Here is a 25,033-nt window from a genome sequence, read left to right as displayed (position 1 = left end):
GCGCTATCGACAGGAGTTGCCAGGTGAGCGGCGCCAAAAGGGTTCTGTACTTGATCATCTGCGGAGTTAGCAACGCAGATGAGTCGTATGAGTTCGTGAAAAGCGCGAAGGCCGATGGTTGGGACCTTTGTGCAGTCACAACTCCAATGGGTTCACGCTTCGTCGATTCAACCCACCTGTTCGACTTGACCGGGCATCCCGTCAGGTCTCACTACAAACATCCCGACGACCCCGACGTTTTGCCAATGGCAGACGCGATCGTGGTTGCGCCTGCCAGTTTCAACACCATAAATAAAATCGCACAGGGAATATCGGACACTCTTGCCGTTGGCATCGTTTGCGAAGCGATCGGTGCCGACAAGCCTGTCATCGTTGCTCCTTGGATGAATCGCGCTCTCGCTTCGCACGGAGCCTATAGGCGAAGTCTTGCGCATCTGCGCGAAGACGGCGTCACGCTAGTTCTGACCGATCGCACAGTTGCAGACGGGGGTAGCGAGTCGGCCCCCGTCCGGTTTCCTTGGAAGCAAGTCTCCGACGAGCTACGCAAAATCACTCCCTAGCAGCCAGAAAACGCCCTCGGGTGCACATGTATGGCAAGGGGCCTCCCGGGTCAACCCAAACGAGCTTCCATACGTTCAACTCTTGCTATATTCGGCCTCAGGCGCGGAACGTCCTCGAATCCGAAAGGGATGATTTTGGTTGCTAGATCCAGAGGATTTCTTTCATCCATCGTCGGCGGTTTCAGACCCTTGGGGTTTGCCACGCCTCCAATTGAAAACCGACCTGCTGGATGAGTTGCGGCAAGCACCGGTGCCGGGCGTTTCCGATCTTGATGCTGGCGAATCTCTATCTCTTTTGCTGCACGGTGAGTTCAACACGTACGGCACGAGCGGCGGAGAACGCATCACCGATCAAGAGGCGCGCTTAGCCTTACGCGCGCTCAAGTCCATCTGTAAGCGTTTCGGTATCTCATTTGTTTGTCCTTGGCAGGACTTCACGACGTTCAGGACCTATTGGCTTTCTCATGGCGGACAAGGATCATGGGCCGCTAGGCGCAGCATGGTGACTGCCGTTTTCGAACCCACCCTTGCACACTTCCATCGGTTACAGGATCAAATTCCAGCTGGCGAGATGGCTGCCCCCGCGATGAACGCCCTAGCCGACTCAGCAGCAATTACTGAGAACCTTCGAAGGCTCTCAGCTAGCGTGGATTCTGATCCACGGCTTGCCGTCAGTGTTGCTAAGGACCTAGTCGAAAGCACCGCTAAACTTGTCCTACGCGAGCGGAGAATCGAGTTCAATTCAAAAAGCGATTTACCTGCTCTGGTTACGCAAGCGCAACAATGCTTAAAGTTGCATGCAGCAGGCGTCAAGGATGGAGCGACCGAAGAGGCGAAGGCCCTCAAAACAATACTTGGATCGCTTACTCGTCTAACTCAGGGCGTAACGGAGCTTCGCAATCAAGTCGGTGTCGGTCATGGACGGGAATCGGTTCCGGGGTGGATTCGACCAAGGCATGCACGCCTCGCAGCCGGCGCTGCAGCCACCTGGTGCAACTTGATGCTCGAGACCCTAGGAGACCCTGATGCGCCGTGGAGGAACGAAGAGGTGTCCTCCAATTGATGGTCTATCATTCTGGGCAATGTGCGCTGACCAGGGAGACCATCCAGCGGTAGATCGATCTCCTTTCGAGTCCGGATGGTGGCCATGACAGTTGACCGTGACCGTACCGCCACCAACTGGCGCGAAATCAGCAGGTCGCTAACCTCCCTACAGGTGCCTAGAAGTGTTCAAGCGGATCTTCGCGCGAGCCTTCCGGGGCAATTTCAGTGCCTATTGGCATATGGAAGTTGGGCCAGGGGTGATGTTGATGAGCACTCCGACCTGGATGTACTGGCCCTGAACTATATTTCCCCAGGGAAACATCCAATTCACGAAAACATCAGCTTCTCCTCCTACAGCGAATCGCAGTTGCGGGCAACTTCTGGAACGCTTTTTGGCTACCACTTGAAGCGCGACGGCAAGATACTGTTAGACAGAAACAACGATCTTGCCCAGATGCTCGCTTCAATCGACTCGCCCGACCCGACCAAAGTCGCATACCGCATTAAAGGGCTAACGCCGGTAATAGATGCCTCGCGGCGTGATCTTGTCGAGCACATCGTCGGCCTAACGAAGGTAGCCCGGTACCTACTTCGATCTGCCCTTTACACCAAGGCACTCCAAGACGGCGCTCCCTGTTTCTCGGTAAAAGAGATCGCTACCCGAAACAGAGACATGGATCTGATCCCGCTACTCTCGTCACATAAAAAAGTTCAGCTACCCGCATCCGAGGAGACTTTCCTTGAACTGCGCTCGCGCTTGCACGAGCTTTGCGGCGGCCTTAAATCCAATCCTTTTGGAAGCTTGGAGGAACTCGCAGAGGGCACCTGGTCGAGCGATCGGGACCTCTCAAACTTCGCCGCATTCGCGCTTCACGGATTCGACGACGAGATTGACTACGATGCGCTCGATAAGGTTGTGCTATGAAGGCCGCAAATGGAATGGTCACTGCCTTTGTCGGCGACGTCCATGGCCAACTAGATCCGCTAGTGAAAATAGTTTCACTAGCCAGTACCCAGGCCGAAAGGCTTGTGTTCCTTGGAGACTACATAAATCGGGGTGATCAATCCCGCCAGGTCCTGGATTTTCTCATAGATCTGAAGGCCAATCTCCCAGACACTCACTTCTTGCGTGGTCACCACGAAGAAGCGCTTCTCCGCGCTATTGACGAAAACAACTCTGCCGGGTTTATTCGAATTGGCGGGGCAGCGACTCTAAGCGCCTACCCACGCAGGGCCAGTTCCGAATCGCTCTCAGACCGAATGCCCGCATCTCACATTCGGTTTCTTCGTGACCTTGAAGAGGTATACCAGCAGGCTGATCTACGAGCAGCACACGCCCCCATGTTGAATGAGATCAAAGGTAAGCCGTTGTACGGAGTCTTTGGCCATGCCGTACAGGCAAGGGGGGTCCCTTTAATCACAGATAAATATGCACTCATTGATACAGGGTGCGGCTCTATCTCAGGATACCCATTGACCTGCTTCATCTGGCCAAGCCGAAAATGGTTTCAAGTTACCTAAAGAGTCTATTTAAATTATCAATTTTCCGCCTGAGCGATTGATTGGGAAACTTGGCGTGTATCTCTTCGGCTGCTAGAGCAGCCGTCGCAGCTTGCTCAGTTTTTCCTTGTTTCAGCTTCAGTATTCCCAAGAATGCTAGTAGAACTCCTTTTCCATGTGGATTATCCAGTCTTTCAGATAGATCAGAAGCTTGTGTCAGATGAAACTCGGCTGTATCCCATGCTTCAGCATTAAGAGCTAGTCGACCCATTAGTCCATGCGCGATACTGAGCCCGTCGATACTTTGAAGGCGTTCATTCAGTTCGAGCGCCTCGCGAACTGCCGGCATTGCCTCTTCGTCGCGTCCTAGCTCTATTAGACTCTCGGCCAGACCAGCCTTTGCGTTTGCGCGAAGATGATGGTCTTGACTATTGAGCAAAAGTTGGTCCGATTCTTCGAAATGACTCAAGGCTTCCGCGAACTTGGAATGCATCAGTAGCTGCCTGCCCAGATTTACTGCAGACTGGGCCTTCTTGTCGCTGTCGCCGTGGGCTTCGCGCACTTCGTATGATTCCTGGAATGCTTGCAGCGCTTCATCTGGGCGGTTTAGCTGAAGAAGCGTATAGCCGAGATTGTCCAGGGCATAGCAATACTCGTCACTCTTTTCGAGATGTCCCTGCTTGGAAGTGGCAACCGCCTCGGTCAAGGCAAAGAGCGAGTCTGCGAATTTTCCCTGCTTTCGTCTTATCACTCCGTTATTCGCTAGGGCGCTGACCCTCGCTGCAGTCTCAGCGGGTGTTTGGAGTGACGCAGTAGTGGAACTACTTATCACCTGCTGATTGAGGTCCAGGGCCTGTTCGAACCGGCCAGTGCGACGCATGAATTTGGCGTACTCAAGCAGGGCATCCGGGTCTCCTTCCCTAGTTGCCAAGGCATAAGACGTGTCAGCTTGCGTCAGTAGTTTGGCTCTCGCTTCCTCGCGAGCAGATCTGAGGTAATCCTCCTTACTCGCTCCGGTTCCAGAACCTGCAGTATCAGGTCCGGGGAGAGTCACCTTCTTGGCAATTTTCGTTTCAAGCGGTTTTGCCCATTCGACTAATCTTCGCCGGACTCGGTGCTCAAGATTCTCCAGAGAGTCGAACGTTTCGTACATAATCTGCTTGGACGCCTCTAGTCTTTGGCGAAATGCCAGCACCGTCTGAAGGCTTGGTCCCGGGTCTCGAAGTTGCGCAGGAGGAATCGCTTTGAACGCGACAAATATGTCTCTCATCGGGGCATCCTCCTTGGCGAGTAATTCCAAGGACCGATAAAACTCTTCTTCAGTGCCTGACGTATGTGCGCCCTCATTATCTGGCGGACTGCCCCACCAATCCCCCATCAACAGTAGGGTAAAATCGCACTCGTCTAGCTTCGCATTGATAAGTTCTTGGGGTCGTCCAACTCCGCCTGGAGCGTCTTCCCAAGCATGAAGGAAGAAACTTGACCTGCTTTGGAGTGAGTCCCGCTCGTTGTACTCAGTTATGAGACGCCGACATGCCTCCCGCTCATCCGCAAGGCCACCCGGACTCGCGAGAAAAACCACGCGGCATGACAACTCTATGGGCACAAGGCCGACTGTACCTCAGCATGAGAGTTGACGAGACGCTGACTCGCCAGCGTTCGCGACTAGCGTCGGCAAGCTGGGTTGGACTTAGAACGCTCTGTGCGATGCCACAGCTCTCGCCAAGACCTATCTGGCTGGAGCAACACGACCCACCTGTTTGCCCTTGGCGAGGCCGCGCCCAGGATCCTGTCCATAACGGCAGATCAGTGACGCTCCAAGGGCTGTTTACCTCGTCCTTCGGTCACTCTTAGTTTGACCGCATGCCTGGCTAGGTCCACTCCGCCTTGGAGAACTGTTCCGGTGAGTGTCGGCGGACTCTAGGATGTGCAACCCGACTGTAGAGATCGATGGGAGCGAACAGCAGTGTCAGGCGATCGTGACGAGCAGTCCAAACGTGCATTGACGTTCCGCGAAATCTTAGAAGATCCGAAACTGCAAGGGGATTCACGGATGGAGGCAATGGGAGAGGCTGTATTGGCTCACGCATTGACCTTGTTGCTACAGCGAGGAGATAAAGAGAAAGCGTTACGTTTTCTCGAGGTTCAATCGTTTGCGATTGAATACGACCATGAGTACGAAGAGTACGAACTTTGGCTCGAAGTCTTGCCGGAGCAGCAGTCAGCTATTCCCCGAGAATGGGTTAAAGCACTTCACAATACATGCGCCGAAGTAAGCAAGCGCCTGAGGTACAGGGATTTCAACGTCGGTCTCCGTGAAATCCTGCCCGAAGTTGGTCCCGATTGGCGTGCACGACTTCTTGGGGAACTGGAGCCGCCAAAGCGGCCTACCAACCAGGGGCGAAAGTTGCGTCAAGGACCGCCCCGATGGTCGACTGATTATCTGTTCTTCACTAACGAAGGCGAACAAAAAGTGTACCTCGCCTTGAAAAGGCTTCAGGAAGCCCTTCCCAAACAAGAAACGATCGCCGTTTTCCCTCTCGCAGGTGGTCGAGTGCTGGGGAGGACATGGGAGCCGGACTTTTTAGTCACCTACAAAGGGCGAGCTGGCGTGTTGGAAGTAGACGGCCCTCACCACAATGCCCGCCGAGCTCTGGACACATCACGTGAACATCTGCTACACGAGGCCGGTGTAGCCTTCGTAGATCGAGTCGTGGCTGAAGCGGTCCACGATCCAATTGAGTTGGACAGCGTTCTTTCCAGATTCTTGCGCCGACTTGAAAAATCTTGACAAGTTATTCAGTTACCACGGGAGAACCCATTTCCCAACTAGGAGCCGCCGATCCTGGCTTGGCAGCCGATCGTAGAAGCGCTCGGCCAATTAACTGAACACTACATCCAAAATCACAGGGGAATGATCACTCCAACGTTGGTCATACGTTGGAGCGAGATCAACCTCAGTAGATTCAACCATTTCGGCAAGACTGTCGGTTGCGATAGCATAATCAATTCTCCAACCGGCTCCTGTATCCCATGCGCGGCCTCTCCATGAAAACCATGTATAAGGCCCAGGCCCTTCGCCGGCCATCTTCCGATGGACATCCACAAACCCGTCCTCATGGAACAACGAATCCATCCAGGCTCGCTCCCGCGGCAAGAACCCAGACTTCTTCAGATTGCCTTTCCAGTTCTTCAGATCCACCTCGCGATGGCAGATGTTGAAGTCACCGCACACCAGCAAATGCCGACCATCAGCAGCGAGTTTGTTCATCCGCTCCCGGATCTCATCCATGAACCGGTACTTTTCATCCTGCTTCGGTGTGTCAGCCTCACCGGTGTGGATGTACACCGACACCACCGTCAAGAGCGAAGGCTCTCCTTCAGCAGAAGGCGTCAGAGCGAAGTCAGCCTCAACCCAGCGCCCAGCACCGAGGAACGAGCCCAAGCCAGAGCGCACCGCCACCGGCTCAGTCCGAGACAGCACAGCAACGCCGGCCCGCCCCTTGGCCGAGGCCGACTCTTCATGCACCCCGTACCAGCCCTCACCCATGATCTTCATGAGCGTCGCATCGTCCGCGCGGATCTCTTGGAGGCAGAGGATGTCCGGCTGACGCTCAGCGAGCCAGGCAGGCATCCCCCGCCGCTCAGCAGCCCGGATACCGTTCACGTTGGCAGTAGCAACCCTCAGCACGACGCGTAAGCACCCTTCGTAACGCTCTGACCTGCACTAATACACGGGGTAGATTTACGACTTGCGCTATCCCAAGCCTTGCCCCTCCAGGAGAACCACGTGTAGGGCCCCGGCCCCTCCCCCGCCAGCTTGCGGTGCACGTCCACGAAGCCGTCCTCGTCGAACAGCGAGTCCATCCAGGCGCGCTCGGCGGGCAGGAAGCCGGACTTCTTCAGGTTGCCCTTCCAGTTCTTCAGGTCGGCCTCGCGGTGGCAGATGTTGAAGTCGCCGCAGACCAGCAGGTGCCGGCCGTCCGCGGCGAGCTTGTTCATCCGCTCCCGGATCTCGTCGAGGAACCGGTACTTCTCGTCCTGCTTGGGGGTTTCGGCCTCGCCGGTGTGCACGTAGACCGACACCACCGTCAGCAGGCCGCCGTCGGCCAGGGTGAAGTCAGCCTCGACCCAGCGGCCTGCGCCCAGGAAGGAGCCCAGGCCGGTGCGGACCTCGGCGGGCTCGGTGCGGGACAGCACGGCCACGCCGGCGCGGCCCTTGGCGGTGGCGGACTCCTCGTGCACGCCGTGCCAGCCCTCGCCCATGATCTTCATCAGGGTGGGGTCGTCGGCCCGGATCTCCTGCAGGCAGAGGATGTCGGGCTGCCGTTCGGCCAGCCAGGCGGGCATACCGCGGCGTTCGGCGGCACGGATTCCGTTGACGTTGGCGGTGGCGATCCTCATCGTGACATCTTGCCGCATCGAGGCGATGCCCCCCGACCTGGCCACGCGAGGTCGCGGATGTGGACGGCCGACCGGATTGCCCGGACGAACTCTTTCTGGGAAGTACATCTGGGCAGGTCACCTGGGCGCCGACGACCCGGCCGACAGAAGGCTGAGGGCGTTGGATGCGGGTTCTCGTTGCCTCGCAGGCTCTCTCCGGCAGCACGCGATCAACCTGTGAGCGACCTAGGTGGCGGCTGTCGGGGAGTGTGCACCGCGGGCTCTGGGTACGGCATCGGCCCAGGTCTGCGTGTTCTGGGGCTGTTGAGTCCTGTTTAAGGTTTGCCCGGGCCCGACCTCTGAGGGCTGCTAGGAAGTCGTTTGTCTGGGGTGTGACGCAGTGGCGAATCAGCAGGATGCGGGCGATCAGGAGTCCAAGGCGGTGACCGGTGGGGAACCTGTGGCACAGGACAAGCCGGACCAGCAGACCGCCGGCACCTCGGGTTCCAACGCTTCTGGCCAGTCACCTACTCCCCCGCCGCCGGGCTGGACTCCGCCGGGCGCGCCGCAGCAGTGGAACCAGCCTGCTCCCCCGCCGCCGGGCTCTGGCATGGGTCAGTTCGGCGGCCAAAGCTCGGGCTACGGACAAGGTTCCGGCTACGGGCAAGGCTACGGCCAGGGCTCCGGGTTCGGCCAGGGCTCCGGCCCGGACCAGGGTGCTGGGTACGCACAGCCGCAGCCCTACGGTTTCGGTGGCCAGACCTTCAATTCCGGTGCTCCGGGCTGGCAGTCGGGCCCACCGCAGCAGTTCGGCCCGCAGGGCAACTGGAACCCGGGGAATCAGCCCACCGGCGGGAAGCCGCGGAACAAGAAGCTGATCATGGGCGGCATCGGAGCCGGGGTCGCGCTCGCGCTGATCGCCGTGGTGGCGTTGATCGTGGTGCGCCCCGGGACAGACAGCCCCATCGGTGGCGGTGGTGGTGACGGCCAACTGGTCAGTGGCGCCGCGTCGTCGGAACTGGCGGCGCCCTTCGTGGAGGCTGCCAACGCGCTCAAGAACTCCCCTGGGCTCGCCCTGAGCGGCTACGACTACAACATCCGGATGGGCAAGGACGGCACGCTCAACGGCACTTACGGCGTGCTCGACCGGCCGATCGCCCGGATCAACGGCCAGACTCTGCTGCAGGCGGGAAGCCTGGAGATGCAGAAGCTCCTGCCGACCGCCTTCTCCATGCGCGACTTCCCCCGGGATCCCTGGGTCCGGGTGGACAACGCCCATCTCGCGGACCTGGAAACGGAGACCGTGCTGCCGGCCACCCCGGCGACGCTCGGCCAGCGTCTGCTGGACACGCTCGAGGAGCCGACCACCGACTTCGCCCCGGACCCCTACGCCAACGACAGCCTCTCCGACCTGCGCACCCCGGAGAACGATCCGGATGCCGAGCCCACCATCGTGCAGCGGGACGGCCAGGAGGTGATGATGCTCGGTACCTCCTACGGAAACATGTACATCACCCCGACCGCGCCGTACACCTTCGTGCATCTGCCCGCCACGTTCTTCGCCCCTGACGCCATCGCCTCTGAAGGCTCGCCGCCCGCGCCCGAGAGTGAGGAGGGCAACGAGCTCGGCACCCGGCCGAAGGTCGACGGCGTGGCCTTCTCCAGCAACACCCCGCGCGAATACGTGCCCAGGGTAAGCGAGTTCAAGGGAACCGACGTGCTCCTGATGAACGCGTCCCAGGCCCAGAAGATCTACGACGACCTGTCCGACGTGGTCACCGACATGAACGGCATCTTCGACGCCCGGTACACGGTCACGGTGTCTGCGGAGTCCGGCAAGTGCACCAGCAAGTCCTGCGTGATGAAGGTCAAGGCGACCGCCAAGGCCACCAAGGCCGGTACCTCCGACATCGCCGGGATCGGGATGCAGGGGGCCTTCACCGTCGGTCTGGACTTCGACCCGGTCTACTGCTTCGGGGCCGGCGCGGTGAAGGTGGACCAGGTCTTCACGATCGACTGCTCGAGCAAGGAGGGCGGGGCGAAGTTCAGGCGGGCCAAGCAGCAGGGCTTCGGCGAACCGTTCCAGCGGGCGTCGAGCTGGGCGGCGGCGATGGTCCCGTTCAACGAGGAGCAGGTGAAGAAGAGCCTGGAGCAGCAGAAGAACGCCCTGGGCTGAGCCGGCCCGAACCGCCGGTCCAGCCGGTCCGGCCGTCTCTTGTCACCCGAATCGGCCGCCCGAAAGCTGCGGATTACCGACCGGTCACCCCACTCGGGCGACCAGATCGATACGGCTTTGCATGAAACCCCTGTCACAGCGGCGCCGGAGAGGGTAGACAACTTGTCATGAGCCTTCTGGAGGACGCGGCCGGGATCAGTGGCGATCTCGCCGAGCTGCGGCATCGGCTGCATCGGCGCCCCGAGATCGGGCTGAAGCTGCAACGCACCCAGCAGGCGGTGCTTCAGGCCCTGGACGGGCTGGACCTGGAGATCACGGCGGGCGCGGACATCGGCTCGGTCACGGCTGTGCTGAGAGGTGGGGCCGCGGCGGAGCCGGAGCAGGCGCCGGTGGTGCTGCTGCGGGCCGACATGGACGCGCTGCCGGTGCACGAAGAGGTGGACGTCGAGTTCCGTTCCACGGTGGACGGCGCGATGCACGCCTGCGGCCATGATCTGCACACGGCGATGCTGGCAGGGGCGGCCCGGCTGCTGTGCGACCGGCGTGATCAGCTGAACGGTGACGTGGTGCTGATGTTCCAGCCGGGCGAGGAGGGTTACCAGGGCGCGGCGAAGATGATTCAGGGTGGCGTGCTGGGGGCGGCCGGCCGGGCGGCGGACAAGGCGTTCGCGCTGCATGTGCTGCCGAACCAGGTACCGCGAGGCGTTGTGGCCACCAAGCCGGGCGCGGTGATGGCCGCTGCGGACGGGCTTTTCGTTACTGCGCGGGGGTACGGCGGGCATGCTGCCTCACCGCATCTGGCGCATGATCCGGTGCCGGCCATCTGCGAGATGGTGATGGCGCTGCAGACCGCGATCACCCGCCGCATTGATGCTTTCGAGGCCGCGGTGCTGACCGTGGGCAAGCTCAAGGCCGGTACGAAGCACACCGTCATTCCGGACACCGCCGGATTCGAGGCCACCGTGCGCACTTTCGACCGGGGTGTGCGGCGCAAGGTGCGCGAGGTGGTGCACCAGGTCTGCAACGGGATCGCCGACGCGCACGGGGTGGAGGTGAGCATCGAATACCTGGACGAGTGCCCGGTCACGATGAACGACTCCAGCGCAACCAGTTTCGCCTTCGAGACGGCCGCTGAGCTTTTCGGCGAACAAAGGACGTTTGTGCTCCCCCGGCCACTGACCGGCACCGAGGATTTCTCCCGGGTTCTCGAAAGGGTTCCGGGGGCAATGGTTCTGATCGGAGCCTGCCCACCGGGGCGCGATCCGGAAACCGCGCCGAGCAATCATTCCCCGCACGCCATGTTCGACGATTCGGTGCTGCCGCAAGGGGCAGCGCTCTACGCGGAACTTGCTCTGCGCCAACTCAAACAGAGCTAAACCCAAATGGGGGACGTCGGTGGTCACCGACGTCCCCCATTTGCACTTACGCTCTTACTGCCTTTCGGCGGCCTCGACCACGTTGGCCAGCAGCATGGCCCGGGTCATCGGCCCGACCCCACCGGGGTTGGGCGCCACCCAGCCGGCCACCTCGCGCACGTCGAGCGCGACATCACCGGCCAGCTTGGACTTTCCGGTGACCGGGTCCGCAACCGTACGGCTGACGCCGACGTCCAGAACCACGGCGCCCGGCTTGACCATGTCGGCAGTGATCATGTTGGCCACACCCGCGGCGGCAACCACCACATCGGCCCGGCGAACGTGCTCGGCCGTGTCCCGAGTACCGGTGTGGCACAACGTGACCGTGGCGTTGAGCTCGCGGCGGGTGAGCAGCAGGCCCAGCGGGCGACCGACGGTGACGCCGCGGCCGACCACACAGACCTCCTTGCCCTTGAGGTCGATGTCGTTGCGCAGCAACAGATCCACGATGCCGTGCGGGGTGCACGGGATCGGCGACGTCATCGGCGCGTTGACGTTGAGCACCAGGCGGCCGAGGTTGGTCGGGTGCAGACCGTCCGCGTCCTTGTCCGGGTCGATCAGCTCGAGCACCCGGTCGGAGTCCAGGCCCTTGGGCAGCGGCAGCTGGACGATGTAACCGGTGCAGGCCGGGTCGTCGTTCAGCCGCTTGATCGCGTCCTCGACCTGGGCCTGGGTGGCGTCGGCGGGCAGATCCTCGCGGATGCTGTTGATCCCGACCTCGAGGCAGTCCGCGTGCTTCATCGCCACGTACTTGGCGCTGCCCGGGTCTTCCCCGACCAGAACCGTGCCCAGACCAGGGACGATGCCCTTGGCCTGCAGCGCGGCGACCCGCTCGGTGAGCTCGGCCCGGATGGCGGCCGCGGCGGCCTTGCCGTCGAGAAGCTTGGCGCTCACCAGCTCTCCAGACCTTCGTACAGCGGGAAGTCGGCGGCCAGCGCGTCTACCCGCTTGCGCAGCGCGTCCACGTCGCAGGTGGGCTGCAGGGCGGCGGCGATCACGTCGGCGACCTCGGTGAACTGCTCGTCGCCGAAGCCCCGGGTGGCCAGCGCGGGGGTACCGATCCGCAGGCCGGAGGTAACCATCGGCGGGCGCGGGTCGAACGGCACGGCGTTGCGGTTGACCGTGATGCCGATCTCGTGCAGCCGGTCCTCGGCCTGCTGGCCGTCCAGAGTGGACTCGCGCAGGTCGACCAGGACCAGGTGCACGTCGGTGCCGCCGGTGAGCACGGAAATGCCCGCCTTGGTGGCATCCTCGGCGGTCAGGCGCTCGGCCAGGATCTTGGCGCCGCGCAGCGTGCGGGCCTGGCGGTCCTTGAACTCCTCGCCGTGGGCGATCTTGAACGCGGCCGCCTTACCGGCGATCACGTGCATCAGCGGGCCGCCCTGCTGGCCCGGGAACACCGCGGACTGGAACTTCTTGGCGTGCTCGTCGCTGTTGGCCAGGATGATGCCGCCGCGCGGGCCGGCCAGCGTCTTGTGCGTGGTGCTGGTGGTGACGTGGGCGTAGGGCACCGGGTTGGGGTGCAGACCGGCGGCGACCAGGCCGGCGAAGTGCGCCATGTCCACCATCAGGTAGGCGCCGACCTCGTCGGCGATCGCCCGGAAGGCGGCGAAGTCGAGCTGGCGGGGGTAGGCCGACCAGCCTGCCACGATCAGCTTGGGCCGGTGGGCCAGCGCCTTCTCGCGCACCACGTCCATGTCGACCAGGAACGTCTTCGGGTCCACGCCGTAGGCGGCCACGTCGTACAGCCGGCCGCTGAAGTTGATCTTCATGCCGTGGGTGAGGTGGCCACCGTGGGCCAGCTCCAGGCCCAGGATGCCGTCACCGTGGCGGATCAGGGCGTGCATGGCGGCGGCATTGGCCTGCGCGCCGGAGTGCGGCTGCACGTTCGCGTACTCGGCGCCGAACAGCGACTTGACCCGGCTGAGGGCCAGTTCCTCGGCGACGTCGACGTACTCGCAGCCGCCGTAGTAACGCTTGCCGGGGTAACCCTCGGCGTACTTGTTGGTGAGCACCGAACCCTGCGCCTCGAGCACGGCGCGGGGGGCGAAGTTCTCGCTGGCGATCATCTCCAGCGTGCCCCGCTGGCGGCCGAGTTCCTGGCCGAGAACAGCGGCCAGTTCCGGGTCGGCGTCGGCCAGCGAAGTCTGCGTGATCGCACGGCTGGTGGTGGCTTCGGTCATGCGCTCGGGCTCCTAGCGAGTAGCGGTCGTCGGGCGGGCAGGGGCAGGTGCGCCCCAGTGACCCCGGGCCCAGGCGAACGACCCGAAGACGACGACTCACCGCTTCCCGGTGGTGACCCACCCGAACGCCAGTTGCGGCGCCGACCATCCTACCAACGTGTGCCGGTGGGCAGTCGAGAGCTTGGCCACCCGGCCCGCGTACTGCCCTCGGGCGGATCCGGCCTTCGCTGGTCAAAGCCATAAACTCCGGGCATGGAAGAGCTGCGCTTCGGCATCACCCTCGACGACCGCCCGGCCCGCGTCCAGGAGATGGGCGGACGGGACTTCACGGTGCTCGGGGCGGTCTCGTCCTACCAGGAGATCGGGATCGACGCCGAAGGCCGGTTGTTCCTGCTGGATCCCACCCCGAGCACGCCCAGCCTGCTGAACACCACGATGGACACCTTCCGCGGTTTCCTGAAGGCCTTCGACGAGTTCTACGCGGGTGAGCCGGCGGCCGAGGGTGAGGAGCCGCTGGTGCCCCGCCGCAAGCGCTTGAGGTTGCTGAAGAAGCAACTCACCGCGGTGGACGAGGCCGCGATCGCGAAAGACCTCTACTGGTGCGTGATCGTGGAGCAGATCGAGGACGCGATTCTGTAAAACCCGACCACACCTCATTTGCCCGCCGCCGGCGCGAGCCGCCACGCGCATCGGCGGGATCTGAAAGGCCACCAATGACGGACGTTCTGGTCGCCTTTGGGGTGACCACAAACGTTTTCCATTCTTGGTCCTTCCAAAACCAAGAACGGCCTCCAGGAAGGTTTTCCCGGAAGCCGTTCTCGTCAGGGTCGGCTAGTTGCCGTAGACCTCTTTGTACTTGGCCGCGGCCTTGGGGTTCTGCCCGCTGCCGTAGATCGAGCCCGCGTAGTAGCCGTCGTCCTCGTTGAAGTAGGCCTCGTAGGCGAGCTGGTCGCCCAGGCTCTCGAACCAGTCCTTCATCTTGCCGATGTAGTACGGGTTGTCGCCGCCGTTGCTCTGCGCGTTGGCGGTGCCCGGGTAGACGCCCCACTCCGGCACGCTGATCTTCTTGCCGTGGCTCTTGGCGAAGTTGGCCCAGTACTTCAGCCCCTGCTTGCCGTTCAGGTGCTGGTTCCAGGTCTCCTCGTTGGTGGCGCCGGGCCACATGTCGTACGAGTCGACACCGATGATGTCCACGTACTCGTTGCCCGGGTAGGCCTTGGTCGGGTCGGACAGACCGGCGCTGACGCCCCGGTTGACGTTCCAGTCCCAGGTCAGTGCGGGGGCCACGGACTCGGCCGAGGTGACCACCTGGCGCCAGCAGCCGGCGAAGGCCTCGGCGTCACCGGCCTGCCAGTCGTACCAGTCACCGTTGAACTCCCAGCCCAGCCGGATGATCGTGCTGTCCGAGATGCCGGCGTCCTTGATGCCCTGGGCGATCTGCTTCCACTTGCCGTTGTAGTCCCCGGCCGCGCAGGCCTGCAGGGTGCTGCCGTCCTCCGGGAAGGGCGGGAAACCGAACGACTTGGTGTAGGAGGTGTTCTTCCAGCTGCGGTACAGCCAGTCCGGGTTGATCAGATCGTCCCAGTTGGAGCGGGCCGGCCAGTCCACGATGACGTCCAGGTCGCGGCCGCGCCAGTCGCCGAAGCCCTCTGCGTTGCTGGCCAGGCTGCCCGGCATGTACAGACCCGAGGCCCAGCCCAGCCCGGAGGCCTTGTCGCTGAGGTTGGCCAGGCCGATCTGGGTGGTGCCACCGGTCTTGGGCGCCGCGCTCTTGGTGGTGGAGCTGCTCTTACTGGCCTCGGGAGACTTGCTGGCCGTCTCCTTGGCCTTCTTCTCGGCGGCTTCCTTGGCCGTGGCGGTGGCCTTGCCGAGGCGCTCCTGGTTCTTCTTCAGCTCTTCCGAAGTCGGTGAGGGCGGCCGGGTCTGGGTGATCGGCGGCATCTCCAGGCTGTCCGTGGTGAGCGCCGCGTCCTCGATCTTCTGGTCGGAGTCGCGGTCGATCAGCTGGGAGGCGGGCACGGCGACCACCAGGGCGATCGCCACAGCGCCGAGCCAGGCGCGCTTGTTGCTGACCGCGCGGCCGATCGGGCCCCGGTTGGAGCGGCGGCCCGTCTTCGGGCGCTTGCCGCGCAGGTCGCGGCGGGACAGCTCACCGGTCGGGGTCGGGTCCTCGACGGTGACGTCGGCCTCGATGACGTCTTCTTCGGCGAACGCCGGGGTGGCGATCGAGCCGGTGGTGGTGGGGATGGAACCCGTGCTGTGCCGCGGGATCGCCCCGGTACGGCCCGAGCGCACCCGGATCGAGCCGGTGCGGGTCTCGTCGAGCTGGGGGAGCGCCTCGGTGGCCGCGTGCGGGTCGGTCTCCCGGCCGATCAGGCCGAAGGTGAGCTGACGCTGCAGGGCGCGGCGCTTGCGGCGCTTCTCCATCCGCTCGCGGCGGGCGCGCAGTTCGGAGCGGCTCAGCTGCGGTTCTTCGCGGGCTGCGGCGACGCGGACCGATTCGCCTCGGCTGCGGCTCCGGGAGCTCGTGGTGCCCGGCTGGTCCGGGGTCTGTGACGAGCCGGGGGTGTCGGCGAAGAAGGACTCGCCCGCGGCACCGACTCGGGCACCGGCGGCGGACCGGCGCTTGCGGCGGGCAGGAACGGGCTCCGACTTCTTACGGCTGCTGCCACGGGTGTCGAGCACTTCGCCGCCGGAAGCGGAATCCTCACGCTCCGCAGCCAGGTCCATCTGCCAATCGCCGTCGGCCTGAGCTTTACGTCTGCTCGTCACGGTGGTTCTGCGCTCCCATGGTCGCCGGCGTCTGGTTCAGCTTCGGGCCGCCATCGGCCGGTCGGTACGGATGCATCCCGGTCATTCGCCGCAACCGAGATCGAATCGTGATGCTAAGGGTCCCCGCTCCCAACCGTCTAATGTGGGCCAGACCATACCAGCGCTGGTCAGAGGGCATTCAAAACATATTGCGGATTCTCAGGGCAGGCTCAGTGGTTGCCCGAAGCAGCCGTTTCATAACCCTCGCAGAACGGACGCCGCGCAGGTCGCCGCGGCGTGTTGAAACCGCCCGACGATCTTGTGACCAGGGCTTCTCACGTTCGGCTGATGTGCCGTCACCCGATATCCCGAATCTGGGCCGTGCGCATCTTTGCCGGTCTCATAACATTCGCTTAGCGTGACGACTCTGGAATGGCCTGACCATCCCTGACACTGTGCTATGCCATCCGCACTCCGGGTGGTTCACCGGCCCCGGGCGCCGGTTACCGGGGCGCCGCTCTTGACCGTTCGGTGCCCGTCCAAGCACGCTGCGGAAGTGACCGATGCTTCGTCCTTCGCAACAGCCGGTGCCGATCCCACCGCGACATCCGCACCTGCTCCTCTTGGCACGGGCGGATCCGCTCCGGCCGACCGCAGGCAGTACGTCCTGACGCTCGCGTGCGAGGACCGGCCGGGCATCGTCTACGCCGTCTCCAGCTTCCTGATCCAGCACGGCTGCAACATCCTGCGCAGCGAGCAGTACGACGCCGACACCGATCAGGGCACCAGCACCTTCTTCATGCGGGTGCAGTTCTCCGCGCTCGACCCGGTGGAGACCCTGGAGCGCCTGCGGGCCGGGTTCCTGGCCGTGGCCGACTCGTTCCAGATGCAGTGGCGCCTGGTCGACGCCGCGACCCGCTGCCGCACTCTGATCCTGGTCTCGAAGTTCGGGCACTGCCTGAACGACCTGCTGTTCCGGCACCGGATCGGCGCGCTGCCGATCGACATCCCGGCGGTGGTGAGCAATCACCGCGACTTCGAGGACCTGGTCCAGTCGCACGGCATCCCGTTCATTCATGTTCCGGTGACGAAGGCGACCAAGCCCGAGGCCGAGAAGCAGCTGCTGGAGATCGTGGACCGCGAGCAGATCGACCTGGTGGTGCTGGCCCGGTACATGCAGGTGCTCTCGCCCGAGCTGTGCCAGGCGCTGAGCGGGCGGGCGATCAACATTCACCACTCGTTCCTGCCCAGCTTCAAGGGAGCAAGGCCGTACCAGCAGGCCCATGCCCGGGGCGTGAAGATCATCGGAGCCACGGCGCACTACGTGACCAGCGACCTGGACGAAGGCCCGATCATCGAGCAGGACGTGGACCGGGTGACCCACGCGACCACGGCCGAGCGGATGGCGGCGGCGGGGCGGGACGTGGAATGCCGGGTGCTGGCGCGGGCGGTGGAGTGGCACGCGGAGAACCGGGTGATGATCAACGGCAACAAGACTGTGGTGTTCGGCTGAGCCTGACCAAGAAGACCGGGGCAACAAAGTCTGCTGGGGGCAGAGTTTGTTGCCCCGGTCTTGGTTTGGGCCATCCTGGCGGCAAGTTATCCACAGATTTTGCGCGAGACGGGCTTTTGGGGTGAGGGCTGGTTACTCTCGTTCGCATGAACGGGGGACGTTTTTGCGCAGCAGTTCTGGTCGGGGCCCTTTTGCTGGTGGCTGGGTGTTCGGGGTCTGGTTCTGATCCGGAGCCTGGGCCCAGCACTTCAGTCCCAGGTGAAACTTCAACGCCAGCGGTAACAGTGAGCTCAGATCCTGCGGTTGAGGCGCCTGTGGCGCCGGCCGCGGAGAAGAGCGCGAAGGGAGCCGAAGATTTCGTTCGGTACTTCTGGGAGGTCTACGACTACAGCTACTCCACCGGAAATGTCACTCCACTGTCAGCAATTAGCGACAGCGACTGCGTCTTCTGCGAAGACACAGTCTCTAAAGTGGGAAAACTATCTGCCGCTAACCAGAGGGTTGCTGGTGCACACGTCGAAGTAGTGGCAGCGATCGCTCCGCCCTCAGATCCATCCAAGGGCCTGATCGTGGTAACCATCCTCAACGAGCGTCCCAGCACGATTGTTGACGCCGATGGTGTCACTGTTAAAAGCCAGCAGGGTTTTCGCAATATGAAGAGCGAGATAGCGATCATCTGGCGCGATTCTCAGTGGATAGTTCGGGATCTCGCAAATAACGAGAAGTCTGGGCAGCCATGGACTTCTTGACCGCAAAACGCTCATGCAGCTTCCTTATCGCTTTAGTCGCTGTCACGCTTCTCGCCCCCAAAGCTCACGCAGACGAGCCGAACAGTCGCATCTCCGCCACTGCCGACCAAGACTCTGCAGAGCTTCGCGCGAAACTTTGGGGCGCTACATCTTCTTCGTCGACGTCGAGCACTGAAACCAAAACGGCTTCAAGCAAGCCCACGACCATCCGTACTTATCTGCCCGCCTGCTCGGAGAATTGGCCTCAGCGGGGCAACTCCAACACTTGCATCGGTGCGACCGTCATGTGTCAGGACACTCCTGATCCGCAGGACATTGGGTTCTGGGTGTTCAGTGCGCCGGCTGGTCCGACGACGGCCGAGAGCTGGACTCCTACCGGTGAATACCTTTGTCTCGGCGGGACTGATCCGGATGATCCGCCGCCGGTGATTCCGGTGCTTACCGGTGATGACTTCCGTCGGCTTCCTCTGCCTGCTTCTCCGATCGTGGTGCAGCCGGCGAATGGGCGCACGCTGGTTAATGTTCCGACGAACCTTTACGCCGACGCGGACACTGTCACGCTGCCGACGACCGTGCTTGGGCAGCCGGTGCGGGTTCGGGCTACACCGCAGGAGTTTCGGTGGACGTACGGCGATGGCAACGGCCTGTCCACGGAGGATGCTGGGGCACCCTATCCGGAGCTTCGCACCGCTTACACGTATCGCAAGGCGGGTGAGCAGGAGGTGGGTCTGACCACGGTTTACAGCGGGGAGTACTCCGTGAATGGTGGGCCCTGGTTACCGGTCGACGGTACGGCGACGGTGGCCAGTCCGGGGAGTACCCTGGAAGTCGTCTCGGCCGAGAACCGGCTGGTGGCCGACGGTTCCGCCTGACCAGCTTTCGCGCTGATCGGGAAGACAAAGCAACGCTGGAGCGCGCTTTGTCTTCCCGATCAGCGATGAGCCTCGTGGCTGCGCATGATTGACGGCCGGTCGGGAGGCTACTGCTCGTCGGGGGTGGCTCGGCGGATGACGATTCTGGTCCAGGCGCCGACGTAAACCCGGTCGCCTTCGCGGAACTCGATGCGCTGGCCTGCCTCGATCGGGTCGACCGGGAGCGGGGCGCCGGCCGGGGCGATGTAGGTGCCGTTGGAGGACTGCAGGTCTTCGGCGAACCAGCGCTGGCCGTCAGTCGTCAGCTGGGCGTGCCTGCGCGAGACGCCGTGGTCGGTGCCGCAGTCGACCTGGGGGTGGATGTTCCTGCTGGTGGACTTGCGGCCGACCAGGATGCTCTTGTCCCACAACGGAATCACCGCAGGCATGCCCGCGGAAGGGCAGGGCTCGTCACTCTCCTGGGTGGAGTACCAGTCCGGGTCGATCCAGACCTCGGCCACCCAGGTGAGCTTGCTCGGCTCCGCTGCAGCGGGCTCGACCGGCGTGGTCGGGTCACCAGCGGCAGGCGGGTTGACCGCTGCCGACGGGTCGGCCGCGGCGGGTGAGCCGGAGGCGGGCGGGGTGACGGGCCGGGGGTTGGTCGGTTCGGCCGCCGCGGCGTTGACCACAACTGCGTCGGGGGCCGGGGCCTCCGTCTCGGCGTTGGGATCGGTGACCGGCTCCGGCATCACGCCGGTGGTGAAGTCGTAGCCGCAGACCTCGCAGAACAGGTCGTCGACCGGCACCACGGCCTGGCAGTTGGGGCACTCCTTGTCCGCAGCACCACCGGAGCCACCGGCACCGCCGGACGTGGGCGCGGGGCCCAGGTCGAGCGGGTTGGCGGCCGGGGTGGGCGCGGGCGGGGCCGCCGGGGCCGCGTTCATCGGCACACCGCAGACGTCGCAGTAGTCCGTCGATTCGGAGGCGTGCCCGTCCGGGCAGCGTGAGCTCATCGCTTGTTGACCCTTGTCGTCTTCGTCGAAGCGGTGTCGAGCGCCATCTCGTCCAGCTTGTCGACAGAACGCTTCAGCCGCACGGTGCCGGTGGCCGGATCGTCGATGTCGACCACCTTGCGCAGCTTGCTGGTGGCCTCATCGTTGCCGGTCTCGGCGGCGAGGGCCACCGCACGGCCCAATTTGGTGGTGGCGGTCTCCGCGTCGCCGGCGGCCTTGGCGGCCAGGCCCTCCTGGATCGCGGTGGCCAGCTCGGCCTGACCGGTGTAGTGCGCAACTGCCGGGTCGATCCGGGTGGTGAGTGCGTCGTCCCCTGACCACTTGGCCTTGACCAGCCCCTGCGAGACGGTCTCCTGACCGACCAGCAGCTGCACCCGGGCAGCCAGCCGTTCCTGGCCCACGGCCTGCGGCGGTACCCGGACGGCCACGTGGTAGTCGCGGGACTCGTCGCCCCACGCACCGGTGGGGAAGGCTGAGGTGAGCGGGTTGACCTCGACCCTGCGGCTGGTCAGGTCCTCGACGTTGGGCGAGACCTGGCGCACCCACAGCAGCTGCGAGCCCTGCGGCGCCCAGACCCGCAGCGTGGCCTCGGCCACGCCCCGGCCCATCGCCTTCTGCATGAGCTGCTCGAAGTCGGCGGCCATCGAGGCCGGGTCGGCGATCAGGTCGACCGTGCCCAGCAGCGCGGTGGAGACCCGGCGCAGTTCGGCCACGTCCCAGTCGGCGCCGACCCCGCGGCAGTCACACTGGAAGCGGCCGGTGACCGAGTCGATGGCGTTCTGGAACTGGTGCGGCTGCTCGCTCTGGTTCTGCCCGTCGGTCAGCAGGATCGCGTGCCGCTGGGTGGCCTGCGGCACGGTGTCGAACAGCTGCCCCGCAAGCTTCAGCCACGAGCCCATCGCGGTGCCGCCGTCGGCCTCCAGCCGGGAGATGGCCTCCTTGGCGGCGGCCCGGGCGCCCGGCTCCATCTGCACCATCGAGACCCGGGCGTTCGGGTACGGGAAGGCGCGGGTAGCCACGTGGGTGCCGGAGATGATCGCGAACCAGGTGCCGTCCAGGATCTGGTCGACAGCTACCGCGGCGGCCTGGCGGGCGGCGACGATCTTGGCGTCGAGCATCGAGCCGGAGGTGTCGACGATGATGATCTCGGCCGCGTCACCCCCTCCCCCACGGCCCGCCTCGCCGGCGCCGGTGCAGGTCACCGAGACGATGGCGTGCACATCGCTGCTGCCTTCGGAGATGAACTCGTTCTGGAACACCTCGGCGCTGAAGGAGGGCATCTCGTTCTCCGATCGTTGGTGGGTCACCGGCCGGATGACCCTGTTCATCGTGCCCGATTCAAGGGCGGGTGGTGCAGTCGTGGCGAAAACGCCCGGACGGTCGGTCAGGTTTCCGGGCTGCCGTAATCGGCGTCCGGATAGAGGTTCCAGCCCTCAGGCATCGGCTGGGTCGGCTGCAGGGCAGCTTCGGCCGCAGGCCCGCGTTGCGGCGGGATCGGCGCGATCCGGGCCAGGGCCACGGTGATGTTGTCCTGGCCGCCCCGGGAGTTGGCCCAGTCGATCAGGCGGCCGGCCAGCAGCCCCGGGTCGCCCTGCACCTCGTCGGCCAGCGCCCGCACCACCTCGGCGAGATCCCGGGCGGGCGAGGCGTAGTTCCAGAGGCCGTCGGAGCAGACCAGCAGCCAGCCCGGCCGGTCGGGTACCCGGGAGTCACGGGTGGGCACGCTGTCCGGGCTGTCCGGGCCCAGCCAGCGGGTGATCGCATGGGCGCGGGGCCCGTTCTCGGCCTCCTCGCGGGGCACCCCGGCGAGGATCTGCTCGGTGGCCCACGAATCGTCCCGGGACATCTGCTCGGGTTCGCCGGAGTCCGGGATCCAGTAGATCCGGCTGTCGCCGACCCAGCCCACGACGATCACGCCGGAGTCGAAGACGGCAGCGGCGAACGTGCACGAGGGCGGGCTGTCCTGACGCTCACCGGCGCGGCCACTGGGATCGCGGCCGGCCTCGATCGCCTGCTTGTTGGCCTCGGCCCCGGCCATCGCCAGACGCTCGTTCCAGGCCGAGATCCGCCCGGCCACCGAGGGCACGTCGGGGCGCGGCCGCTCGAGCACGTCGCGGGCGGCCCGGGCCGCCGCCAGGCTGGCGATGTCGGAGTCGGCGGAGGAGGAAACCCCGTCGCAGACCACCAGGATCGCGCGGCTGCCGGGCTCCGGGCGGGCGCTCAGGGCCAGCCCGTCCTCATTGCGGTGATGCCGGATGCCACGGTCGGACATGCCCGCCACCCAGGTGGCCGGACGTTCCTGCCAGTGATCACGAACCTTGACCGCGGGCGTCCCACAATTTTCGCAGTAGCCGTCCAGGAAGGTCGTCCCGGCGCAGTTGCGGCAGGTCGGGCTCAGGGCGTTCATGTCCATCGGCCGGGTCGGCGAACTGGCGTTGGGGTGAGCCATCCCGCCGGGGCGCCGGTTGCCGACCGCCGCGGCCGGGGTGATGCCGTCGGGCAGGTCCTGACCGCAGCCCTCGCAGAACAGGTCGCCGGGCTCGGCGTCCTCCCCGCAGTTGGGGCAGTTGATCTGCTGCCCCGCAGCGTCGGTCGGAGGATTCTCGTTCACATCAACCTCATTGCCAGATGAATCACGCATAGGTCACCGCCACGTCCAGCGGCGTACTCGGTTCGCCTCGTCGACGAGCCGCACCCGCTCGTCACGCTGCTCGGTGAGCTGCGCCAGTTCCCGGTAGGCCGTCTCCAGCTCGTCCTGCAGCCCCGGAGCCTGGGCCGGCACCCCACCGACCGTGACATCGGGACGTTCACCGCTGGAGTTGACGTCGCTCAGCGCGGCGGAGAGCACGTCCACCCGCAACTGGGCCCGATCACGCGGGTCCAGCCGGACCGCCGAGACACTCTCCAGGGCGGCCGAAAGGGCGTCCAGCCCGGCGCCGGAGTCGACCAGCAGAGCGGCCTTCTGCCGGCGCGCGCTGACGAAGCTGCGGCTGGTGGTGGGCACCATGTCCAGCGCCGCGATCGCCGCCTCGAGCTCGCCCTGGCCCTCGGTGTGCCGCTGCGAGCGGATCCGGGCCAGGCCGAAAGCGGCTGCGGCGGTGAAGTTCGCGTCGGTGCGCAGGCAGGTCAGGTACAGGCTCTCGGCGATGTCCGGCTGGTGGCCCTCCTCGCAGGCCACCGCCAGCGCCAGCTTGGGCGCCAGCTCGCCGGGGACCTGACCGTAGACCGCGTTGAAGGCGGCCTGGGCGTTCGTCGGGTCCTGCCGGGCCAGCGCGGCCAGGCCGGCCAGCCAGATCGCCCGCCATTCCCACGGGTCGTCGTTGAGGATCTCGCCCACCACCCGGTCGGCGGTGGCCAGGTCGCCGGCCTCGACCGCGGTGTAGGCAGTGGCCAGCCGGACCTCGATCGAGGGGTTCAGCGCGTTGCCCAGCAGGTCGAGCTTGGCCTGCGGGTCGTCGACGCTGATCGAGGCCAGCCAGGCGGCCTGCGGGTCGGTGTCGTCGACCTTGAGCCGGGGCAGGTTGTCCCACTGCAGCCGGTCGCCCTCGACCACCGGCGGCTCGAACAGCAGCGAGGCGGTGGAGTGCGAGGCCGGGCGCTCGCCGCGGTGGGCGGCCACCACCTCGCGCAGCACGCCCAGCAGCTGGGTGCGCAGTTCGTCGGCGGTGGCGAAGCGGTCGCCCGGGTTGGGGGCGCAGCACTTGGCCAGCAACCGGTACAGCGAGTCGTACTGCTGGAACAGCGGCGTGTCGGCCACGTTCGGCAGGGTGGTGGCGTAGGTGGTGGTGTTGCCACGGAACTCCATCGCCAGCGAGACCAGGCTGCGCCCGAGGGTGTAGATGTCGCTGGCGATCGACGGGCCGACGTCCGGTACCTCGGGGGCCTGGTAGCCGACGGTACCGTAGATCGCCGAGTCCAGGTCGTCGATCCGGCGCACTCCGCCGAGGTCGATCAGCTTGATCGAGTCGCCGGCCTGAATGATGTTGTCGGGCTTGAAGTCGCAGTAGATCAGCCCGGTGTCGTGCAGGTACTGGAAGGCCGGCAGGACCTCGAGGATGTAGGCGATCGCCTGGTCCACCGGGATCGGGGTGTAGACCCCGCCGGCCTCTCTCATCCGGTCCTTCAGGATGTCCTTCAGCGACTTGCCGCCGACGTACTCCATCACGATGTAGCCGGCGCTGTCGTGCGTCACGAAGTTGTAGATCTCGACGATCAGCGGGTGCTCGACCTGGGCCAGGAACCGCTGCTCGGCGATCGCCGCGGCCAGGGCGTCCGGGTCACCGGAGTTGAGCAGGCCCTTGAGCACCACCCAGCGGTCGGAGACGTTCTTGTCCTTGGCCAGGTAGATCCAGCCCAGGCCGCCGTGGGCGATCGCGCCGACCACCTCGTACTGGTTGGCGACCAGGTCGCCCTTGCGCAGCTTGGGCGTGAACGAGAACGCCGCGCGGCAGTTCGGGCAGAACCCCTCCGGACGGCCTTCGCGGCCCTGCCGGGACCGGCCCACCGGGTTGCCGCAGTTCGGGCAGAAGCGCCGGCTCTCCGGTACCTGCGGGTCGTCCTTCACCGCGGCCAGCGGGTCGGGGACGGGAGCCGGGGGCACGGTGGTGATGCCCGCGCCCAGCCGGGCTCCCCGGGTACGCGCGGAGGTGGAGTTCACCCGGCGGGTGCTGTTCGTGCCGCCCATCGCCCGGGCCGAGCCCAGCGGAGCGCTGGCCAGACGGTTGGACGAGGCGGTACGGGTGGAAACCGCATGGCCGGAGTCCGGGTCCGACTGGGCGCCGGTGGCCTGGGCGGGCACCCCCATCGCCGCGGGCGACCCGCAGACGTTGCAGTACCCGTCCTCGATCGTTCCGGTACAGCCGGGCTGGGTGCAGGCGAGCGGAGTCGAAGGCATT

General features: G+C 64.7%; 21 protein-coding genes and 1 riboswitch. Of the genes, 11 read left to right on the top strand and 10 right to left on the bottom strand.

Annotation, left to right across the window (positions count from 1 at the left end; genetic code table 11):
* Positions 1 to 23: 23 nt before the first annotated feature.
* The 4 genes from LR394_RS21860 (at position 24) to LR394_RS43690 (ending at position 3,125) form a co-directional block, all read left to right on the top strand.
* Positions 24 to 560 carry a flavoprotein gene (locus LR394_RS21860; protein WP_231444865.1) on the top strand — a complete coding sequence of 179 codons (537 nt, stop codon included), beginning with the start codon at positions 24 to 26 and terminating at the stop codon, positions 558 to 560.
* A gap of 139 nt (positions 561 to 699) precedes the next feature.
* Positions 700 to 1,623 (top strand): abortive infection family protein, encoded by a 924-nt coding sequence (locus LR394_RS21855; protein ID WP_231444863.1) that lies wholly within the window; start codon positions 700 to 702, stop codon positions 1,621 to 1,623.
* 78 nt (positions 1,624 to 1,701) lie between these two features.
* Positions 1,702 to 2,529, top strand: a complete 828-nt coding sequence (locus tag LR394_RS21850) for a hypothetical protein (RefSeq protein ID WP_231444862.1) — start codon at positions 1,702 to 1,704, stop codon at positions 2,527 to 2,529.
* Positions 2,526 to 3,125 (top strand): metallophosphoesterase, encoded by a 600-nt coding sequence (locus LR394_RS43690; RefSeq protein WP_407937095.1) that lies wholly within the window; start codon positions 2,526 to 2,528, stop codon positions 3,123 to 3,125. Before LR394_RS21850 ends, LR394_RS43690 begins: the two co-directional genes overlap by 4 nt.
* Here the strand turns inward: LR394_RS43690 and LR394_RS21845 are convergent.
* A complete protein-coding gene (locus LR394_RS21845; RefSeq protein WP_231445158.1) occupies positions 3,118 to 4,686 on the bottom strand; it encodes a tetratricopeptide repeat protein in 1,569 nt (522 codons plus the stop codon). The genes LR394_RS43690 and LR394_RS21845 overlap by 8 nt on opposite strands.
* 384 nt (positions 4,687 to 5,070) lie before the next feature.
* Here LR394_RS21845 and LR394_RS21840 point away from each other — a divergent pair, with 384 nt between their 5' ends.
* Positions 5,071 to 5,895 carry a hypothetical protein gene (locus tag LR394_RS21840; RefSeq protein WP_231444860.1) on the top strand — a complete coding sequence of 275 codons (825 nt, stop codon included), beginning with the start codon at positions 5,071 to 5,073 and terminating at the stop codon, positions 5,893 to 5,895.
* Positions 5,896 to 5,985: 90 nt separating this feature from the next.
* Here LR394_RS21840 and LR394_RS21835 read toward each other — a convergent pair whose 3' ends face one another.
* Positions 5,986 to 6,795, bottom strand: a complete 810-nt coding sequence (locus LR394_RS21835) for an exodeoxyribonuclease III (RefSeq protein ID WP_231444858.1) — start codon at positions 6,793 to 6,795, stop codon at positions 5,986 to 5,988.
* Positions 6,789 to 7,508: an exodeoxyribonuclease III gene (locus LR394_RS21830; RefSeq protein ID WP_231444856.1), complete on the bottom strand. Its 720-nt coding sequence runs from the start codon at positions 7,506 to 7,508 to the stop codon at positions 6,789 to 6,791. The genes LR394_RS21835 and LR394_RS21830 overlap by 7 nt, the downstream gene beginning before the upstream one ends.
* A 379-nt stretch (positions 7,509 to 7,887) precedes the next feature.
* Between LR394_RS21830 and LR394_RS21825 the strand changes: the two genes are divergently transcribed.
* Both LR394_RS21825 and LR394_RS21820 read left to right on the top strand, forming a co-directional pair.
* A complete protein-coding gene (locus LR394_RS21825) occupies positions 7,888 to 9,663 on the top strand; it encodes a hypothetical protein (RefSeq protein ID WP_231444854.1) in 1,776 nt (591 codons plus the stop codon).
* A gap of 167 nt (positions 9,664 to 9,830) precedes the next feature.
* Positions 9,831 to 11,039: a M20 metallopeptidase family protein gene (locus LR394_RS21820; RefSeq protein ID WP_231444852.1), complete on the top strand. Its 1,209-nt coding sequence runs from the start codon at positions 9,831 to 9,833 to the stop codon at positions 11,037 to 11,039.
* Positions 11,040 to 11,093: 54 nt separating this feature from the next.
* Here LR394_RS21820 and LR394_RS21815 read toward each other — a convergent pair whose 3' ends face one another.
* Together LR394_RS21815 and glyA are read right to left on the bottom strand one after the other, a co-directional pair.
* Positions 11,094 to 11,972, bottom strand: coding sequence for a bifunctional methylenetetrahydrofolate dehydrogenase/methenyltetrahydrofolate cyclohydrolase (locus LR394_RS21815; RefSeq protein ID WP_231444850.1), 879 nt, complete (start codon positions 11,970 to 11,972; stop codon positions 11,094 to 11,096).
* A complete protein-coding gene (gene glyA, locus LR394_RS21810; protein WP_231444848.1) occupies positions 11,969 to 13,261 on the bottom strand; it encodes a serine hydroxymethyltransferase in 1,293 nt (430 codons plus the stop codon). The genes LR394_RS21815 and glyA overlap by 4 nt, the downstream gene beginning before the upstream one ends.
* Before the next feature lie 60 nt (positions 13,262 to 13,321).
* Positions 13,322 to 13,407: riboswitch (ZMP/ZTP riboswitch) on the bottom strand.
* Between the two features lie 106 nt (positions 13,408 to 13,513).
* Here glyA and LR394_RS21805 point away from each other — a divergent pair.
* Positions 13,514 to 13,900, top strand: a complete 387-nt coding sequence (locus tag LR394_RS21805; RefSeq protein WP_231444846.1) for an SUKH-4 family immunity protein — start codon at positions 13,514 to 13,516, stop codon at positions 13,898 to 13,900.
* A gap of 192 nt (positions 13,901 to 14,092) precedes the next feature.
* On the opposite strand, the gene LR394_RS43100 is transcribed toward LR394_RS21805, so the two are convergent.
* Complete coding sequence (locus tag LR394_RS43100; RefSeq protein ID WP_231444844.1) at positions 14,093 to 16,033, bottom strand: glycoside hydrolase family 26 protein; 1,941 nt, start codon at positions 16,031 to 16,033, stop codon at positions 14,093 to 14,095.
* A gap of 535 nt (positions 16,034 to 16,568) precedes the next feature.
* Between LR394_RS43100 and purU the strand changes: the two genes are divergently transcribed.
* From purU to LR394_RS21785, 3 genes are all read left to right on the top strand, one after another.
* Positions 16,569 to 17,525: a formyltetrahydrofolate deformylase gene (gene purU, locus LR394_RS21795; RefSeq protein ID WP_231444842.1), complete on the top strand. Its 957-nt coding sequence runs from the start codon at positions 16,569 to 16,571 to the stop codon at positions 17,523 to 17,525.
* Positions 17,526 to 17,839: 314 nt separating this feature from the next.
* Positions 17,840 to 18,274: a DUF6318 family protein gene (locus tag LR394_RS21790; RefSeq protein WP_231444840.1), complete on the top strand. Its 435-nt coding sequence runs from the start codon at positions 17,840 to 17,842 to the stop codon at positions 18,272 to 18,274.
* Positions 18,262 to 19,146, top strand: a complete 885-nt coding sequence (locus LR394_RS21785; protein WP_231444837.1) for a hypothetical protein — start codon at positions 18,262 to 18,264, stop codon at positions 19,144 to 19,146. The genes LR394_RS21790 and LR394_RS21785 overlap by 13 nt, the downstream gene beginning before the upstream one ends.
* A 107-nt stretch (positions 19,147 to 19,253) precedes the next feature.
* Here the strand turns inward: LR394_RS21785 and LR394_RS21780 are convergent, their stop codons facing one another.
* The 4 genes from LR394_RS21780 to LR394_RS21765 form a co-directional block, all read right to left on the bottom strand.
* Positions 19,254 to 20,138, bottom strand: a complete 885-nt coding sequence (locus tag LR394_RS21780; protein ID WP_231444835.1) for an FHA domain-containing protein — start codon at positions 20,136 to 20,138, stop codon at positions 19,254 to 19,256.
* Complete coding sequence (locus LR394_RS21775) at positions 20,135 to 21,418, bottom strand: vWA domain-containing protein (RefSeq protein ID WP_231444833.1); 1,284 nt, start codon at positions 21,416 to 21,418, stop codon at positions 20,135 to 20,137. Before LR394_RS21775 ends, LR394_RS21780 begins: the two co-directional genes overlap by 4 nt.
* A gap of 104 nt (positions 21,419 to 21,522) precedes the next feature.
* The gene (locus LR394_RS21770; RefSeq protein ID WP_231444831.1) at positions 21,523 to 22,749 is read right to left on the bottom strand and encodes a PP2C family serine/threonine-protein phosphatase; all 1,227 of its coding nucleotides are present in this window, start codon (positions 22,747 to 22,749) and stop codon (positions 21,523 to 21,525) included.
* A gap of 33 nt (positions 22,750 to 22,782) precedes the next feature.
* Positions 22,783 to 25,032, bottom strand: coding sequence for a serine/threonine-protein kinase (locus LR394_RS21765; protein WP_231444829.1), 2,250 nt, complete (start codon positions 25,030 to 25,032; stop codon positions 22,783 to 22,785).
* Position 25,033 lies beyond the last annotated feature (1 nt).

The organism is Kineosporia babensis (assembly GCF_021129305.1).
GTDB classification, from domain to species: domain Bacteria; phylum Actinomycetota; class Actinomycetes; order Actinomycetales; family Kineosporiaceae; genus Kineosporia; species Kineosporia babensis.
This window is presented reverse-complemented; position numbering and strand designations above follow the sequence as displayed.